At 65.1% G+C, this 14674-nt stretch carries 16 protein-coding genes; 12 read left to right on the top strand and 4 right to left on the bottom strand.

Annotated features, from left to right (window positions below; all coding sequences use genetic code 11):
- Positions 1-5 precede the first annotated feature (5 nt).
- Entirely contained in the window at positions 6-1148 is a 1143-nt protein-coding gene (locus A3E1_RS0120015) for a hypothetical protein (RefSeq protein WP_020522574.1), read from the bottom strand.
- 39 nt (positions 1149-1187) lie between these two features.
- On the opposite strand from A3E1_RS0120015, the gene A3E1_RS0120010 reads away from it, so the two are divergent.
- From A3E1_RS0120010 to A3E1_RS0119995, 4 genes are read left to right on the top strand one after another with little or no spacing between them, the layout of a single operon-like run.
- Positions 1188-2186 (top strand): prephenate dehydrogenase/arogenate dehydrogenase family protein, encoded by a 999-nt coding sequence (locus A3E1_RS0120010; protein WP_020522573.1) that lies wholly within the window; start codon positions 1188-1190, stop codon positions 2184-2186.
- Positions 2183-2479 carry a hypothetical protein gene (locus A3E1_RS0120005; RefSeq protein ID WP_020522572.1) on the top strand — a complete coding sequence of 99 codons (297 nt, stop codon included), beginning with the start codon at positions 2183-2185 and terminating at the stop codon, positions 2477-2479. The genes A3E1_RS0120010 and A3E1_RS0120005 overlap by 4 nt, the downstream gene beginning before the upstream one ends.
- Positions 2467-3048, top strand: a complete 582-nt coding sequence (locus tag A3E1_RS0120000) for a tRNA adenosine deaminase-associated protein (protein ID WP_020522571.1) — start codon at positions 2467-2469, stop codon at positions 3046-3048. The genes A3E1_RS0120005 and A3E1_RS0120000 overlap by 13 nt, the downstream gene beginning before the upstream one ends.
- 13 nt (positions 3049-3061) lie before the next feature.
- The gene (locus tag A3E1_RS0119995) at positions 3062-3478 is read left to right on the top strand and encodes a nucleoside deaminase (protein ID WP_040391270.1); all 417 of its coding nucleotides are present in this window, start codon (positions 3062-3064) and stop codon (positions 3476-3478) included.
- Here the strand turns inward: A3E1_RS0119995 and A3E1_RS0119990 are convergent.
- Positions 3456-4223 (bottom strand): MaoC family dehydratase, encoded by a 768-nt coding sequence (locus tag A3E1_RS0119990; protein WP_157631628.1) that lies wholly within the window; start codon positions 4221-4223, stop codon positions 3456-3458. The two genes, A3E1_RS0119995 and A3E1_RS0119990, sit on opposite strands and share 23 nt — an antisense overlap.
- Entirely contained in the window at positions 4220-5467 is a 1248-nt protein-coding gene (locus A3E1_RS0119985) for a 3-oxoacyl-ACP reductase (protein ID WP_020522568.1), read from the bottom strand. The genes A3E1_RS0119990 and A3E1_RS0119985 overlap by 4 nt, the downstream gene beginning before the upstream one ends.
- Positions 5468-5483: 16 nt before the next feature.
- Here A3E1_RS0119985 and A3E1_RS0119980 point away from each other — a divergent pair, with 16 nt between their 5' ends.
- Both A3E1_RS0119980 and purB read left to right on the top strand, forming a co-directional pair.
- Positions 5484-6731: an acetyl-CoA C-acetyltransferase gene (locus A3E1_RS0119980; protein WP_245571275.1), complete on the top strand. Its 1248-nt coding sequence runs from the start codon at positions 5484-5486 to the stop codon at positions 6729-6731.
- A 9-nt stretch (positions 6732-6740) separates the two neighbouring features.
- Entirely contained in the window at positions 6741-8159 is a 1419-nt protein-coding gene (gene purB / locus A3E1_RS0119975) for an adenylosuccinate lyase (RefSeq protein ID WP_020522566.1), read from the top strand.
- Here the strand turns inward: purB and A3E1_RS0119970 are convergent.
- Positions 8135-9214 (bottom strand): phosphotransferase, encoded by a 1080-nt coding sequence (locus A3E1_RS0119970; protein WP_020522565.1) that lies wholly within the window; start codon positions 9212-9214, stop codon positions 8135-8137. The two genes, purB and A3E1_RS0119970, sit on opposite strands and share 25 nt — an antisense overlap.
- A 65-nt stretch (positions 9215-9279) precedes the next feature.
- On the opposite strand from A3E1_RS0119970, the gene A3E1_RS0119965 reads away from it, so the two are divergent.
- The 6 genes from A3E1_RS0119965 to A3E1_RS0119940 all read left to right on the top strand — a co-directional run bounded on the left by A3E1_RS0119965 (position 9280) and on the right by A3E1_RS0119940 (position 14631).
- A complete protein-coding gene (locus A3E1_RS0119965) occupies positions 9280-9882 on the top strand; it encodes a TMEM165/GDT1 family protein (RefSeq protein ID WP_020522564.1) in 603 nt (200 codons plus the stop codon).
- Between the two features lie 77 nt (positions 9883-9959).
- A complete protein-coding gene (purS, locus tag A3E1_RS0119960; protein WP_020522563.1) occupies positions 9960-10199 on the top strand; it encodes a phosphoribosylformylglycinamidine synthase subunit PurS in 240 nt (79 codons plus the stop codon).
- Entirely contained in the window at positions 10196-10873 is a 678-nt protein-coding gene (purQ, locus tag A3E1_RS0119955) for a phosphoribosylformylglycinamidine synthase subunit PurQ (RefSeq protein WP_020522562.1), read from the top strand. Before purS ends, purQ begins: the two co-directional genes overlap by 4 nt.
- Complete coding sequence (gene purL / locus A3E1_RS0119950; RefSeq protein ID WP_020522561.1) at positions 10870-13113, top strand: phosphoribosylformylglycinamidine synthase subunit PurL; 2244 nt, start codon at positions 10870-10872, stop codon at positions 13111-13113. Before purQ ends, purL begins: the two co-directional genes overlap by 4 nt.
- Before the next feature lie 22 nt (positions 13114-13135).
- Entirely contained in the window at positions 13136-13675 is a 540-nt protein-coding gene (locus A3E1_RS41150) for an RNA polymerase sigma factor (RefSeq protein ID WP_157631627.1), read from the top strand.
- On the top strand, positions 13672-14631 hold the full coding sequence (locus A3E1_RS0119940) for a hypothetical protein (RefSeq protein ID WP_020522559.1): 960 nt from the start codon (positions 13672-13674) through the stop codon (positions 14629-14631). The genes A3E1_RS41150 and A3E1_RS0119940 overlap by 4 nt, the downstream gene beginning before the upstream one ends.
- Positions 14632-14674 lie beyond the last annotated feature (43 nt).

Below are 14674 nucleotides of genomic sequence, written 5' to 3'. Positions count from 1 at the left end.
AAGCTCTAGCTCATCGACAGGCGGAATACGGCGAATCGGTTCTGAGTCACACCATTGATCTTGGTGAACTCGCCACACACGATCAGCTGCCCGCGGCCCGGGTCAGCGATGATCGCGTGCACGCCGACCGAACCGTTGCCGTTGGCTGTCCAGGCTTGCAGCATCCCGTTGAGGTCCACAGCCGCCAGCTTGACCCGAGTGTCGTTGCCGTCCAGGCAAGCACCCTTGTAGCCCACGTTCGCGGAGCGGCACACGTTGTCGAAGTGCCCGCCGAGGTAGACCGTGCCGTCGAGTTCGGCGACCGCTTGCACGTCACCGTCGGTCGTGACTGTCCACTTTGGAGTGCCGTTGAGTTCCATTGCCGTGGCCCGGCCGCCGCTGCCGTCGATTCCGGCGTAGACGGTGGCGCCGCTGATGAAGATGTCGTGCACCATGGCGGTCACTTTGGATGTGAAACCCGTGTCGACGGCGGCGCTATCGGGGCGCACGACGGCGATTTTCGCGGTACCGGCCGCGCCGTTGATGCTGTCGAAACGGCCGCCTAGGTAGACGCGGTCGCCTGAGGGGACCACCGACATGACGGTGTCGTTGATGGACGGTGCCCAGGCGGCGTCGAGCGCGCCTGTCGCCGCGTTGAACGCTGCCGCCCGGGTGCGGGCGTTGCCGTTGACAGAAGTGATGCTGCCACCGATGTAGACGCGCCCGTTTGAGGCGGCGATGGCTCTCGGGCTGCCGTAGATCTTGTGGTTGAACGTGCTGTGCAACCCGCCCGATATGAGATCTATTTTCGCGAGACTGTCCCGGCGTACGCCGTTGACGTAACCAAATTCGCCAGCGATGTAAACCCCGCCGGAGTCGGCGGCTAGGGAGACGACGAGGTTGTCCGCCGTGGGCTTCCAGTTCAGCAGAGCGCCGTTGTTGCGGTCGAGTGCCGCTAGCCGTTGCCGCGTGTAGCTGACGCCGTTGACGCGGGCACTGGTGAAGTTGCCGGCCACATAAATGACCTCACCCCAGACGGCTGCGGTGTAAACCGGCCCGTTGAAGGTAACCGAGGGCGCTGGCACGGGGTTAACCGGTGCGGCGTGGGCGGTTGCGGGCAGGGCTAGCGCAAGCAGGGCGGCAGCCGCGAAGGTGATCACACGTGACACGTGGTGTCCAACGAATCAAGGTTATGGAAGGCTGCGACCGTGAACATTGCGGTACTTGGTCTCGGGCTCATCGGTGGTTCGCTACTTCGGGGGCTCGCCGCGCTGAAGGTGCATCAGGTGCTCGGGTTTGACGCCGATCCGGCGATCCGCGCGCTGGCCCGCGACGCGGCGGCCCGGTTGCCCGCGGCGTCGCGGTGGCAGGTGGCGGGGACGGTCCGCGATGCGGCGGCCGATGCCGACCTGGTCGTGCTTGCCGTGCCTTTGCCCGCGCTCGACAGCGTGCTCGATGCCCTGGTGTCCAGTGGCTTTCGTGGGCTGATTACCGATGTGACGTCGGTCAAGGGTCCGGTCCGCGAGGCGGTCGCGCGGCGCTTGGAGCGGGCCGCGAATCCGGTCGCTGGATACGTTGGCGGGCATCCGATGGCCGGCCGCGAGAAGTCCGGCTTTGGCAACAGCGATCCGGCTTTGTTCACGGGCGCGGCCTGGGTGCTCTGTCTGGATGATCCGGTGTCTTTGGACGATTGGCTGACCGTCGCCGAACTCGTCACGCAGTTGGGTGCGCGGGTCGTCCCGTCGACGACGCCGGAGCACGACCGGGCGGTGGCCGCGATTAGCCACGTGCCACATCTGGTGGCGTCAGCCATGGCGGCCAACGCGGCCGATGACTTGCTAGCGCTGACGCTGGCTGCCGGATCGTTTCGCGATGGCACGCGCGTGGCCGCGTCCCGCCCGGATCTGGTCGCCGCTATGTGCAGCGGCAACGCCGACGCCGTACGCGATTCCTTACGCGCCTTGCGTGAGCGGCTCGACGAGGTGGAGCTGGCGCTGGAAAGCCGTGATTCGCTCAAGAAGATCCGGGACTGGGCACAGGAAGGGCACGCGGCCCGGATGGCGTGGCCACCGGACCCGGGTCGCCCGCAGGAGGTGCCCGTCCAGCCGGAGACGTTGCTGCGCCTAGGTCGCGCCGGAGGATGGATCACAATGGTTGCCCCGGATCGGCGTACCGTGACCGGCTTTCTGCCGGTTAGAAGTGCATGACCAGACCCACTTTGCGGGAGCCACACCCGGTGCGCCCTTCGGCCGTGCTGTGTGGAGCGATCGCGGCCGGGGTGTGGCTCTTAGCCTTCGGCACTTTTGGCGTTACTCTCCGTGGCTATTTGGGGTGGACGTTGCTGTCGGGAGGCTTGGCTTGGGTTGCCGCCGTCCTTCTTTCTGCCCGGGGCGACCGGGGAGTGGCAGTGGGTGTAGCTGCGGCAACAGGCGTCGCCTGGGCGGTGGCGACGCTTTCGGTCTTCGCTGAGTGGGCGCGGATGGGCGCATGGCCGGTGTAGCCGCTTACGATGAGTACAACAGCATCGACACTTGGGGGAGTCACGTGTCCTTGGTTAGCTCCGCACACTTTGCTGCCGCGGTAGTCCGGGACAAGTCCGGATGGTCCGCGTCCGAGCTTGACTTGAACGGTCTGGCCGACGTGGACGAAGTTGCCGACTTGCTGCGCGACGTCGATCCAGCCGCGCAGGTATCGCTGCTTTTCGTTGAAGCCGTGGATGCCTATCTCGTGGTCATGCGCCTTGATGAGGGCGAGGATCTGCGCATCTTCGGTTCGGATTCGGCCTTCGCTGAGGAGTCGCGGCTAGGCAAGCTGCTGCTCAGCGATGTTGAGTCGCCCGCGCTGGAGCTTGAGCTCGGCGAGGACGGCGACGATGACGAAGACAAGCCAGCGGCCGACCCGACGGCCGACCCGGTTGGCGATGCCGACCTTCTCGCTGATCTGGGAGTGTCCGCGCACAAGCTGTTGCAGCTGTGCGCGACCGATGGCTTGCTGCCCGCTGATATCACCGCCGAGATCTGCCAGCTGATCGGCTGCGGTGACGAAGTCGAAGAGCTTCGTGAATCGTGAGTTCTCGGCTTGGATGCGGCTGGCCCTTGAGGTAGCGGCCACGTCCGAAGACGACGTCCCGGTCGGCGCGATCATCGTGTCGCCGGCCGGGGAAGTGCTAGCGGCCGGGCATAACGAACGCGAAGCGGTGAAAGACCCGACGGCTCATGCCGAGATCGTGGCGATCCGGCGCGCGGCTTCACTGCTGGAAACCTGGCGACTCGACGGCTGCACGATCGTGGTGACGGTCGAGCCCTGCACGATGTGCGCCGGGGCGATCGTGCTCTCGCGTATAGCCCGGGTCGTGTTTGGTGCGTGGGAGCCGAAAACCGGTGCGGCAGGGTCACTTTGGGACGTGCTGCGCGACCGCCGCCTCAACCACCGTCCCGAGGTCTACCCGGGCGTCCTAGAAGAGGAGGCCGCCGAACTCATGCGGAAATTCTTCCGCTGAGGTGCGGCTTGCCGGTTTGGCGATCCGTGAGCGTGAACTCGTTGTGGCTGTAGCGAAACGCCGTCTTCGCGGGCAGCAGCACCGGCAGTTTGAAGCTCACGTCGACGGTCAGCTGTTCGGGCAGACGCGGCTCCAGCGCGCCCAGGCACCGGGCCATCGTGAACATGCCGTGCGCGATCGGCCGTGGAAAGCCAAATAAGCGGGCACCGATGACCGAGGTGTGGATCGGATTGTGGTCCCCCGAGACCCTCGCGTAGGACTTGCTCTCGGTGAAGCGCCAAATCGCATGTGGCACAGGCGGTTCCGCCTTCTCGCGCGGTTCCTTCTCGGCCTGCTTCGTGATCTTCAGATAGGTAGAGACCTCTTGCCAGCCCTGCGCTGTCGTCGTCACGATGTCGAACTGCTTGCCACGCGGGTGATCCCGCAAGTTCTGCGTTTTGACGGTGATCGTCAACTCGTCATCCGCGGTGAGGGCGTGCGCTTGCTCGATGCGGTTCGCGATATGGACCAATCCCACCACAGGGAACGGGAAGTCGTTGCGGGTCATCAGACTCATTTGAAGATCAAATGCCAAGATATGGGGGTACGCGCACGGCAGTCTCGTGTCTCTGCGGTAGCCGCACACCCGTTGGTACTCGTTCAGGTGCGCCTGATCGACCTGCACCACTTTGGACAGTTCCGCTTCGGGCAACTGAGCCGGACGGGGCCGCGGGATCAGGCCTAAAGCCGCCTTGAGATACATCATGCCCCCAGCATCATCTGACCGCAGACCCGAATGACGTTGCCCGTGACGGCCGCCGATCCCGGAGCGGACAGCCAGGCGACGGTCTCAGCGACATCGATGGGCAGCCCGCCCTGCGACATGCTGTTGAGGCGGCGGCCGCCCTCGCGCACGAACAGCGGCATCTTCGCCGTCATGGCGGTCTCGATGAACCCGGGCGCCACCGCGTTAGCGGTGATGCCGCTCGCGGTCAGCCGCGGGGCCAGCTCGTGAATCCAGCCAATGACACCGGCTTTGCTCGTGGCGTAGTTCGTTTGCCCACGGTTGCCAGCGATCCCGGCGATCGAGGCGACACCCACGATGCCGCGCCGGATCAGGTTCTCCGCGAGGAGGGCCTCGGTCACGCGTACCGGGGCGATGAGGTTGACGCCGAGCACGCTGTCCCAGCGGGAGGTGTCCATTTTGGCCAGCGTCTTGTCGCGCGTGATGCCGGCGTTGTGCACGATCACATCAATGCCGCCGTGGCGGTCCTTGAGATAGCTCACGAGTCGTTGCGGGGCATCGGCTGCGGTCAGGTCAAGCTGAACGGCTTCGCCCTTGATGTCGTTAGCCACCTTGGCCAGATCCTGTCCCGCCGCCGGAACGTCAAGCCCGATCACGTGATAGCCATCGCGGGCGAACACCTGGGCCATCGCCGCCCCGATGCCCCGGGCCGCGCCTGTCACTAGCACGATCTGTTTCGGTTGAGGGGTCGTGAATTCCGCGTAACCGATGCTGACCGTCTGCCCGCTGACGTAGGCCGACTTCGGTGACAGGAAGAAGTCCAACGTGGACTGAGCGTTGGCCAGCGGTGCTCCCTCGGCGAGCCGAATCAGCTGAGCGGTGGTCCCCCGGCCAAACTCCTTGCCCACGCTGCGAATGAACCCATCGAGGGCGCGCTGTGCGGCAGTTTCCTCGGTCGAGCCGACGACGATGACGCGTCCACTGGGCGTGAGCGAGCGCGCCACCGGATGGAAGAAGTCGTAAAGCTCGCGCAACTCCTCCGGAGTGGACAGTTCGCGGGCGTCAAAGACCAGCCCGTAATAACGATCCGCCGGTGCCGTTTTCAGCAACGTGGCGAGATCGCTGCCGTCTGGGCCGACGAGCACGGGTCCTCGTTCCCAGCCGTCACGCCACCGCTCCAGACGTGGCGGGTCGGGCAATCCGAGCCGCTTCACCAGCGTCTTGCCTAGCCCCGACCTTGCGAAACTTGTGTATGGGTCGCCCATGGGGTACACCTTACTCGTGAGTAAGAATACCGTGCGTGTGGCTGTCCTTGGTGGCAACCGGATTCCTTTTGCCCGTTCCAACGGCAAATATGCGAAGGCCTCCAATCAAGACATGCTGACCGCGACGCTCGATGGCTTGATCGCGCGATTTGGCTTGGCCGGTGAGCAGCTTGGCGAGGTCGCCGCCGGTGCGGTGCTGAAACACTCACGAGACTTCAACCTCACCCGGGAGTCGGTGCTCGGCAGCCGCCTCGACGCCCGCACCCCGGCGGTCGATATCCAGCAAGCATGTGGCACCGGTCTGCAGGCGATCACCTATATCGCTAACAAAATCGCCTTGGGGCAGATGGATTCCGGCATCGGCGGTGGCGTGGACACCACTTCGGACGCTCCGCTGGCCCTCAACGAAGACATGCGCCGCACGCTCATGGAGATGCGGGCCGCCCGCAGCACCGGGGCGCGCCTCAAAGCAGCGCTGGGTCTGCGTCCATTGCAACCGTTCAAACCGGAGATTCCCCGTAACGCGGAGCCTCGTACCGGCATGTCGATGGGTGAGCACGCCGCCATCACGGCCGAGAAGTGGGGCATCACGCGCGAGGCGCAAGACGAGCTGGCCCTGGACTCACACCGCAAGCTGGCCGCCGCCTATGACAGTGGGTTCTTCGACGACCTCGTCACGCCCTACCTCGGCCTGACTCGCGACCAGAATCTGCGCGCCGATTCCTCTTTGGAGAAACTCGCCAAGCTCAAGCCGATCTTTGGCAGCACGATGACGGCGGGCAACTCGACGCCGCTGACCGACGGCGCGGCGCTGGTATTGCTGGCGAGCGACGAATGGGCCGCCGCACACAAGCTGCCCGTTCAGGCGCACTTCATCACGGCGGAGACGGCCGCGGTCGATTTCGTGCACGGCGACCCTGAGCCGGAAGGTCTCCTCATGGCGCCGGTCTACGCCGTGCCCCGGATGCTGCAAAAGCAAGGCCTCAAGCTGCAGGACTTCGACTTCTATGAGATCCACGAGGCCTTCGCCTCGCAGGTGCTCGCGACGCTCGCCGCCTGGGAAGCCAACGGTCTGGGCACGATCGACCAGACCTTGCTCAACGTGCACGGTTCGTCGCTTGCCGCTGGGCACCCGTTCGCGGCGACGGGTGGGCGGATCATCGCCACGGCCGCGAAACTGCTCGCGCAAAAGGGCAAGGGCCGGGCGCTCATCTCCATTTGCGCAGCTGGTGGCCAAGGCGTGACGGCGATCTTGGAGCGTTAGGCTGGACACGTGATTCCGAACGTGCTCGCGGCTCGCTATGCCTCCCGTGAAATGGTCAACATCTGGTCGCCAGAGGAGAAGATCCGGGCGGAGCGGCGGCTGTGGCTAGCCGTGCTGAAGGCACAGCGCGATCTCGGCATTCCGCTGGAAGACGGCGTCATCGAGGCTTACGAGCGCGTGCTCGACCGGGTCGACCTGCCCAACATCGCGGCCCGGGAACGGGTGACCCGCCACGACGTCAAGGCCCGCATCGAAGAGTTCAGCGATCTGGCCGGGCACGAGCACGTGCACAAGGGCATGACGTCGCGTGACCTGACCGAAAACGTCGAGCAGCTGCAGATCCGCGACGCGCTCGGGCTCATCCGCGATCGCATGGTCACGTCACTGAAGAAGCTCGGGGAACGAGCCGCTGAGTACAGCGACACGATCATGGCTGGCCGCTCACACAACGTGCCGGCTCAGGCGACCACGCTCGGCAAGCGTTTCGCTAGCGCCGCTCAGGAAATGCTCATCGCGTTCGACCGGATCGAGGACCTAATCCAGCGCTATCCGTTGCGTGGCATCAAGGGTCCCGTGGGCACGAGCGCGGATCAGCTGGATCTCTTCGACGGTGACGATGACAAAGTCGCGTCGCTGGAAAAGCGTGTGGCCGAACACCTTGGCTTCAGCCACGTGCTCGACAGCGTGGGCCAGGTTTACCCACGCTCGCTTGACTATGACGTGGTGACCGCGCTGGCTCAGGCGGCCAGTGCCCCGAGCAGTCTCGCGACGACGATCCGGCTCATGGTCGGCCAGGAGCTGGCGACCGAAGGCTTCAAGCCCGGCCAGGTCGGCTCAAGTGCCATGCCGCACAAGATGAACACCCGCTCCAGCGAACGCGTCAATGGCCTCGCCGTGATCGTGCGCGGTTACGTGAGCATGATCGGTGAGCTGGCTGGCGATCAGTGGAACGAAGGCGACGTCTCGTGCTCGGTGGTCCGGCGGGTCGCTCTGCCCGACGCTTTCTTCGCCCTGGACGGACTGTTCCAGACGTTCCTCACGGTTCTCGATGAGTTCGGTGCCTATCCGGCCGTGATCAACCGCGAACTCGACCGCTATCTGCCGTTCCTGGCGACGACGAAAGTCCTTGTCGGCGCGGTGAAGAAGGGCGTGGGACGGGAAGTCGCGCATGAGGCGATCAAGGAGCACGCGGTCGGCGTGGCCCTGGCGATGCGAGAAAAAGGCCAGGCGGAAAACGATCTGTTCGACCGGCTGGCAGCCGACGACCGGCTCAAGCTTTCCAAAACAGAGATCGCTGATTTGGTACGCGATAAATCTGCCTTTGTTGGTTCGGCGCCTTCGCAAGTCGCTGCGATCGTCGCCCGCGTGCAGGGGATCGTGACGCGTTATCCGCAAGCGGCGGCTTACTCGCCTGGTGCCATCCTCTGAGCGATGTCCACATAGGACGCCACATCGCCGTCGTGATAAGGCCGTTCGCTGGGCTCGATGTTGTCGAGGAACATCTGGTAAACCGCTGCCATCCGCAACGCTGCCAGTGGCCGGAGCAGCTCGATCGCCTGGATCGGATCGCTTCCAGGGTAAGCGTTTCGCCAAAGTTCGGACCAGTACGCGATGACGGCGGCGGCGTCTGCGGGCATCAGGCGCTCGGTGAGGCGAATGATGTCGAAGGCTGGGTGGCCGATGAACGAGTCACCCCAGTCGATGATCGTGCGCTGCTCGGCCGTGCCGAAGACGTTGCCGGGGTGTAGATCGCCGTGCACCAGGGTTTCCGGCAACCCACACGCTGCCGCCCGCGCGGCCAGGGTGGCGGCCCATGGCGCGGAAGAAGATATGGCGGGCGGCAGCGAGATCATGGGTGGCACTCCGAGGGAACGCAGGCGAGGCAAGTCGGCCGCGGCACGGAGCTGGATGTGAACGATGTCCTTGACGATGGCGATCAGGGTGGGGAAATCCGCCTGGTAAAGGTCGGTTCCCGGGAGGTTGGCGATGAGCTGACGGCCTTCAGGGCCGGCCGCTATGAGCACCGGCTGGCCGAGGTAGCGCAAAACGCTGGGTTCGTGGGCGAAGAAGTGCGGCACCTGCTTGAGCCACACCGGCTCGGCTTCGCCTTCCACTTCGAGCTTCCAGATCGCGGACAGATTCCAGGTGCGCTTCTGTTCCGCGTTGACGATACGTTTGCCTAACGCTTGCTGGGCCCAGGCGAGGGTCCGCGCGGGACCGCCTTGCTTGGCGTAATCCGGCCGCAGCGGGTGATCGTCTTCGGGGATAGGGGTCTCGCCGCCCTGGGCGAGGTAGGTAACTTGGCCACCACCGTTAGGCCGGCCGGGCTCCGTGCTCAGGATGCGCAAGATGGCAAGGTCCAGCCCGAATCGGGCCTTCGCGGCCGCGATGATCTCGGCCACCTCCTGCCACCAGGGCAGTTCCACGTGAAACGACGGCAGAACCCGGCCATCGGTAAGGACCAAGGTCACTTCGCGAGACACGCGCGTCACGTTAGCGGTAGTGGGTCTCGTTCCGCACACCCTTATTGCTGATCTAGGCTCGGTCAGTGGAGTTTCTGGGGGCGCTGGCTATCGCATTCGTCACCGTCTTCCCGGTTGAGCTCCCCGACAAGACGTTTGTCGCCACCCTCGTGCTTTCTACGCGCTACCCGGCTCTGCCGACTTGGATTGGCGTGGTGGCCGCCTTCGCGATTCAGTGCCTGGTCGCCGTAACTGCTGGTCATTTCATTTCCAAGCTTCCGGCCAAGCCGGTTCAGCTCGTGGCCGCAGGGCTCTTCCTAGTTGGCGCCTTCGTGCTGGCCCGCGGCGCCTCGAAGGCTGACGCGGAAGAAGTGGAAGCCGAACAGGAGTATTCGGCGAAGATCCGCGAACCGAAGCGCGGGCTCAAAGCGGCCGGGGCGAGTTTCCTGGTGCTGTTCGCCGCCGAGTGGGGTGATCTGTCTCAGCTGGCGACGGCCGCACTGGTCGCCAGCGGCAATAACGCCATCGGCACTGGCCTGGGGGCATGGCTGGCGCTAGCCCTGGTTTCGGGCCTTGCCGTCATTGGCGGGCGGTGGCTGCTGAGGCGCGTGAGGCTGTCGTTGATTCGGTATACCGGTGCCGGAGTTTGCCTCATCCTCGCCATAGTGACGGCTGTCTCAGCCTTCTGAGTCCCCTGAGAAGCCACCTGTCAGGGTGCCGGTAGGCTGGTCATTGCCCGCCTGACCCCCCGTTTTAGGAGATCACCGTGGCTCGCGTCGTGGTTGACGTCATGCTCAAGCCCGAAATTCTCGACCCACAAGGTCAAGCCGTCGCCAATGCCCTTCCCCGCCTAGGCGTCAGTGACGTCGCCTCGGTCCGGATCGGCCGTCGCGTGGAGATCGAATTCGAAGGGGAAGCCGACTTGGAGCGGGCCCGCGAGATCGCCGACAAGCTGCTGGCTAACCCCGTCATCGAGGACTTCCAGATAAAGGTAGAAGAGGCGTGAAAATAGGCGTTGTGACCTTCCCTGGGTCACTTGACGATGGGGACGCGGCCCGTGCGGCGCGCATCGCCGGCGCCGAGACGGTCCGCCTTTGGCACGCCGACCCCGATCTGCATGGCGTTGACGCCGTGGTTCTGCCGGGTGGCTTCTCCTACGGTGACTACCTGCGCTGCGGAGCGATCGCCCGCTTCGCGCCGGTGATGGACTCGATCAAGGCGGCCGCTGGCGCAGGACTGCCCGTGCTGGGCATCTGCAACGGCTTCCAGATCCTCTGTGAGGCACACCTGCTGCCCGGTGCGCTGACCCGCAACCAGCACCTGCACTTTCGCAACCGCGACCAGTGGCTCCGGTTCACCAGCGTCGAAGGCGTCTGGACCGGTGACTACAGCGAGGGCCAGGAAATCCTGATCCCGGTCAAGAACGGCGAAGGCTGCTACGTCGCCGACGACAAGACGCTCGATGAGCTGGAAGCCAACGGGCAGATCGTCGCGCGCTATCACAACGGCAACCCCAACGGCTCGATGCGTGACATCGCCGCGATCCGCAATGAGGCGGGCAACGTGCTCGGCATCATGCCGCACCCGGAGCACGCCGTTGAAGACCTGACCGGCCCGTCCCTCGACGGTCTCGGCTTCTTCACTTCAGTCATCAAGCACATCGCGGGCGTGAAAGCATGAGCATCGATACCGTTGAGCGCGCTGATTCCACTCCAGACGAGCTGCAGCCTTTCGCGGAACTGGGCTTGAAGGAAGACGAATACCTGCGCATCCGCCAGATCCTGGGCCGTCGGCCGACCCAGTCAGAGCTAGCGATGTACTCGATCATGTGGAGCGAGCACTGCTCTTACAAGTCGAGCAAGATTCACCTCAAGCAGTTCGGCGAGAAGGCCCCGCCCTCTGACCGCATGCTCGCGGGCATCGGTGAGAACGCCGGCGTTATCGCGATCACCGACACGCTGGCCGTGACGTTCAAGGTCGAGTCGCACAACCACCCGTCCTTTGTGGAGCCACACCAGGGCGCGGCGACGGGCGTTGGCGGCATCGTCCGCGACATCCTCGCCATGGGCGCCCGCCCGGTCGCGGTGATGGACCCGCTGCGCTTCGGCGCGGCCGACCACCCCGACACTCGCCGGGTCCTGCCTGGCGTGGTTGGCGGCATCGGCGGCTACGGCAACTGCCTCGGGTTGCCCAACATTGGCGGCGAGGTCGTGTTCGACCCGTCCTACCAAGGCAACCCGCTCGTCAACGCCCTGTGCGTCGGCGTCCTTCCGGCTGACCGCCTGCAGAACAAAGCCGCCGTGGGACCGGGCAACATCGTGGTGCTCATGGGCGCCAAGACCGGCCGTGACGGCATCGGCGGTGTCTCGGTGCTCGCCAGCGCGACCTTCGACGAAGGTTCCGAGCAGCGGCGCCCGAGCGTTCAGGTCGGCGACCCGTTCATCGAGAAGCTGCTGATCGAGTCGTGCCTGGAGCTTTACGAATCAAAGCTGATCGTTGGTGTGCAAGACCTCGGTGGTGCCGGGCTCACCTGCGCGCTGACCGAGACCGCCGCCGCGGCTGGCACGGGCATGGACGTCCAGCTGGAGAAAGTCCACCTGCGTGAGGCTTCCATGGAGCCGCATGAGGTGCTGGCCAGCGAGTCGCAGGAGCGCATGCTGTTCATCGTCGAGCCGTCCAACTTGGACGCCGTGCTTGGCGTGGCCAGCGTGTGGGGCGTGATCGCGACCCCGATCGGCACCGTCACCGACACTGGCCGCGTCCGCGTGACATGGCACGGCGAGACCGTCGTGGACGTGCCGCCGGGCAGCCTCGCTGACGACGGACCGGTTTACGCCCGTCCGCTGCGCGAGCCAGCCGACCTCATCCTGCTGCAGGCTGACCGCGCCGAGACGCTGCCGCGTCCGTCCACTCCAGACGAACTGCGTGAGACGCTGCTGCGCTTGGTCGCGTCGCCGAACCTGTGCGACAAGACGTGGGTCACCGAGCAATACGACCGCTACGTGCTGGGCAACACGGTCCTCGCGCAACCTGAGGACTCCGGGATCATTCGCATCGACGAAGAATCCGGTCTTGGCGTTGCCCTGTCGGTCGACGGCAATTCGCGGTACACCCGGCTTGATCCTTATGAGGGCGCGAAGCTGGCGCTGGCGGAGGCTTTCCGCAATGTCGCTGTCACCGGCGCCACCCCGGTCGCCGTCACGGACTGTCTCAACTTCGGCTCGCCCGAAGACCCAGCGGTCATGTGGCAGTTCGCCGAGGCCGTGCGCGGTCTGGCCGACGGTTGCCAGGAGCTGGGCATCCCGGTCACGGGCGGCAACGTCAGCTTCTACAACCAGACCGGTGCGGTGGCGATCCACCCGACGCCGATCGTGGGTGTCCTCGGTGTGCTGGACGATGTGTCCCAGCGCATCCCGATGGGCTTCACCCAAGCCGACGACGTGCTGTTCCTCCTTGGTGAGACGACAGCTGAGTTCTCCGGCTCGGAGTGGGCGTGGGTCACGCACGAGCACCTGGGCGGCAAGCCACCGCGCGTCGACCTGGGCCGGGAGCAAACGCTGGCCAGCCTGATGCAGCGTGCGTCGGCCTCGGGCCTGGTGCACGCGGCGCACGACCTCTCCGATGGCGGTCTGGCACAGGCCCTCGTGGAATCGGCGCTGCGCAAGAACATTGGCGCGACGGTCAGCCTCGGCTCGGACCCGTTCGTGACGCTGTTCAGCGAATCGGCAAGCCGCATTCTCGTCGCGGTCTCGGTCGGGCACCGCCAGGCGTTCGAAGCCCTGGTGACCGAGCACGAGATTCCGCACAGCGTCATCGGGGTCACCGGAGGATCGTCGCTGGTATTCCGCGATCAGTTCGAGATTCCGCTCGACGAGCTGCGCAGTGCCTGGTCGGAGACCTTGCCGAAACTGTTCGGCTAAAAGCCGGGAACAAGGACGGCCAGTGTGGGCAAGTAAAGATATGACCACACTGGCCGAAACCACGGACCTCGGCCCGAGCGACATCGGCGGCATGTTCGAGCGCTACGCGCGTGATCTGTTGCGCTACGCCACGCAGCGCGTTGGCGAACACGTCGCGGAAGACATTGTGGCGCAGACGTTTCTTGTCGCACACGAGCAACGTCATCGATTCGATCCGGAGCGCGGCGCGATGCTGCCGTGGCTTTACGGCATCTGCTCCAATCTGCTGCGCAGGCATAAGCGCACCGAGCTGCGAACGCTAAAGGCGCTAGCGGTTACCGAGCTGTCCACATTGGACGGCAGCGCCGATGATCGCATCGATGCCAAGCGCGCCATCGCCAAAGTCGCGGGCACCCTGGCGAAACTTCCCCGGCGCCAGCGCGAAGTGCTGCTGCTCTTCGCCATCGCCGAGCTGACCTATGAGGAAATCGCCACCGCTCTCGACATCCCGCTCGGATCGGTCCAGTCCGCGCTGCACCGCGCACGGACGAAGGTCCGCAAAGCCCTCGGAGACAACACATGACAGACCTAGATGGGGTACGCGCGCTGGCGCCCCAGCCCACCGATGAGTCGGTAACGCGCACCTGGTATCGCATCACGCAACTGGAAGCCAAGCGGCACAGCATTTCCCGCCGCCGCTTCCTGATCCCGGTGGCTGGTGCCGCCCTCACGGTGCTCGCCGCGGGATCGATCTTTTCCATCGTCGGCAACTCCGGTGACGCACCACGGTATTTGGCAGGAACGCCGCTGGAGCTTGGCCCTACTTTGGACGCCCTGGCGGCGGTCGCCGCACAGACTCCGCCGATCGTCCTTCCTGACGGAAAGATCGTCTACACCGAGATCCGTGGCTGGGCGGCGAAACTGTCCGTCAATGGCAACACCGGAGAGCTGGAAACGCAGGCCCGCCAGATGTGGCTCGACCCCAACGGGGGCACGCCACTGCGGCTAGAGGCCGACGGCGCCGACCTGCTTTCCGGTCCTCGTGCTGGCGGAGCGACCAATGAACCGGCCGCCGAGCCGGGGGTACGGTTCCCGACGCTCGCCTGGCTGGCATCCTTGCCCACCGAGCCGTCGGCTCTGCTGGCCGCGCTGCGCGCCTCGACCGGCACCCACGACAAGTGGTCGGTCGACCAGCAGTTGTGGGACGCGATGGGTGGGCTTTACACCAGTCACGAGATCGCGCTGTCGCCGACGTTGCGTGCCGCGCTTTTTCGGTCCTACAAAGGAATCAACGGGCTTGCCGCTCGTGAGATCACCTTTGACGGGCGGCCCCTCGTCGCGATCCGCTTCGTGGAAAACGACTACGGTCAGGAGATCTTGTTCGATCCGCTGACCGGGCGTGCCGTCGGCCGATCGTCGCTGCACTTCGGCGATATCAATATCACCCGGCCATCGTCAGCGCCGGCGGACGGCCCGGTAGCCGAGCCGGCCCTGACCTACATCGCAGTGTGGACCCAGCAACTCGTTGACCGTCCTTAGCTCAAAGCAACGCCGGCATCCCCCGTTATGTGGATGCCGGCGT

Source organism: Catelliglobosispora koreensis DSM 44566, assembly GCF_000379685.1.
GTDB lineage: Bacteria > Actinomycetota > Actinomycetes > Mycobacteriales > Micromonosporaceae > Catelliglobosispora > Catelliglobosispora koreensis.
This window is presented reverse-complemented; position numbering and strand designations above follow the sequence as displayed.

Excerpts from the sequence above, each read along its gene's own strand:
- A3E1_RS0120005 (WP_020522572.1), top strand. The coding sequence starts at position 2,183 with ATGACCAGACCCACTTTGCGGGAGCCACACCCGGTGCGCCCTTCGGCC.
- A3E1_RS0119985 (WP_020522568.1), bottom strand. The coding sequence starts at position 5,467 with ATGGGCGACCCATACACAAGTTTCGCAAGGTCGGGGCTAGGCAAGACG.
- A3E1_RS0119990 (WP_157631628.1), bottom strand. The coding sequence starts at position 4,223 with ATGATGTATCTCAAGGCGGCTTTAGGCCTGATCCCGCGGCCCCGTCCG.
- A3E1_RS0119940 (WP_020522559.1), top strand. The coding sequence starts at position 13,672 with ATGACAGACCTAGATGGGGTACGCGCGCTGGCGCCCCAGCCCACCGAT.
- purL (WP_020522561.1), top strand. The coding sequence starts at position 10,870 with ATGAGCATCGATACCGTTGAGCGCGCTGATTCCACTCCAGACGAGCTG.
- A3E1_RS0120000 (WP_020522571.1), top strand. The coding sequence starts at position 2,467 with ATGGCCGGTGTAGCCGCTTACGATGAGTACAACAGCATCGACACTTGG.
- A3E1_RS0119995 (WP_040391270.1), top strand. The coding sequence starts at position 3,062 with ATGCGGCTGGCCCTTGAGGTAGCGGCCACGTCCGAAGACGACGTCCCG.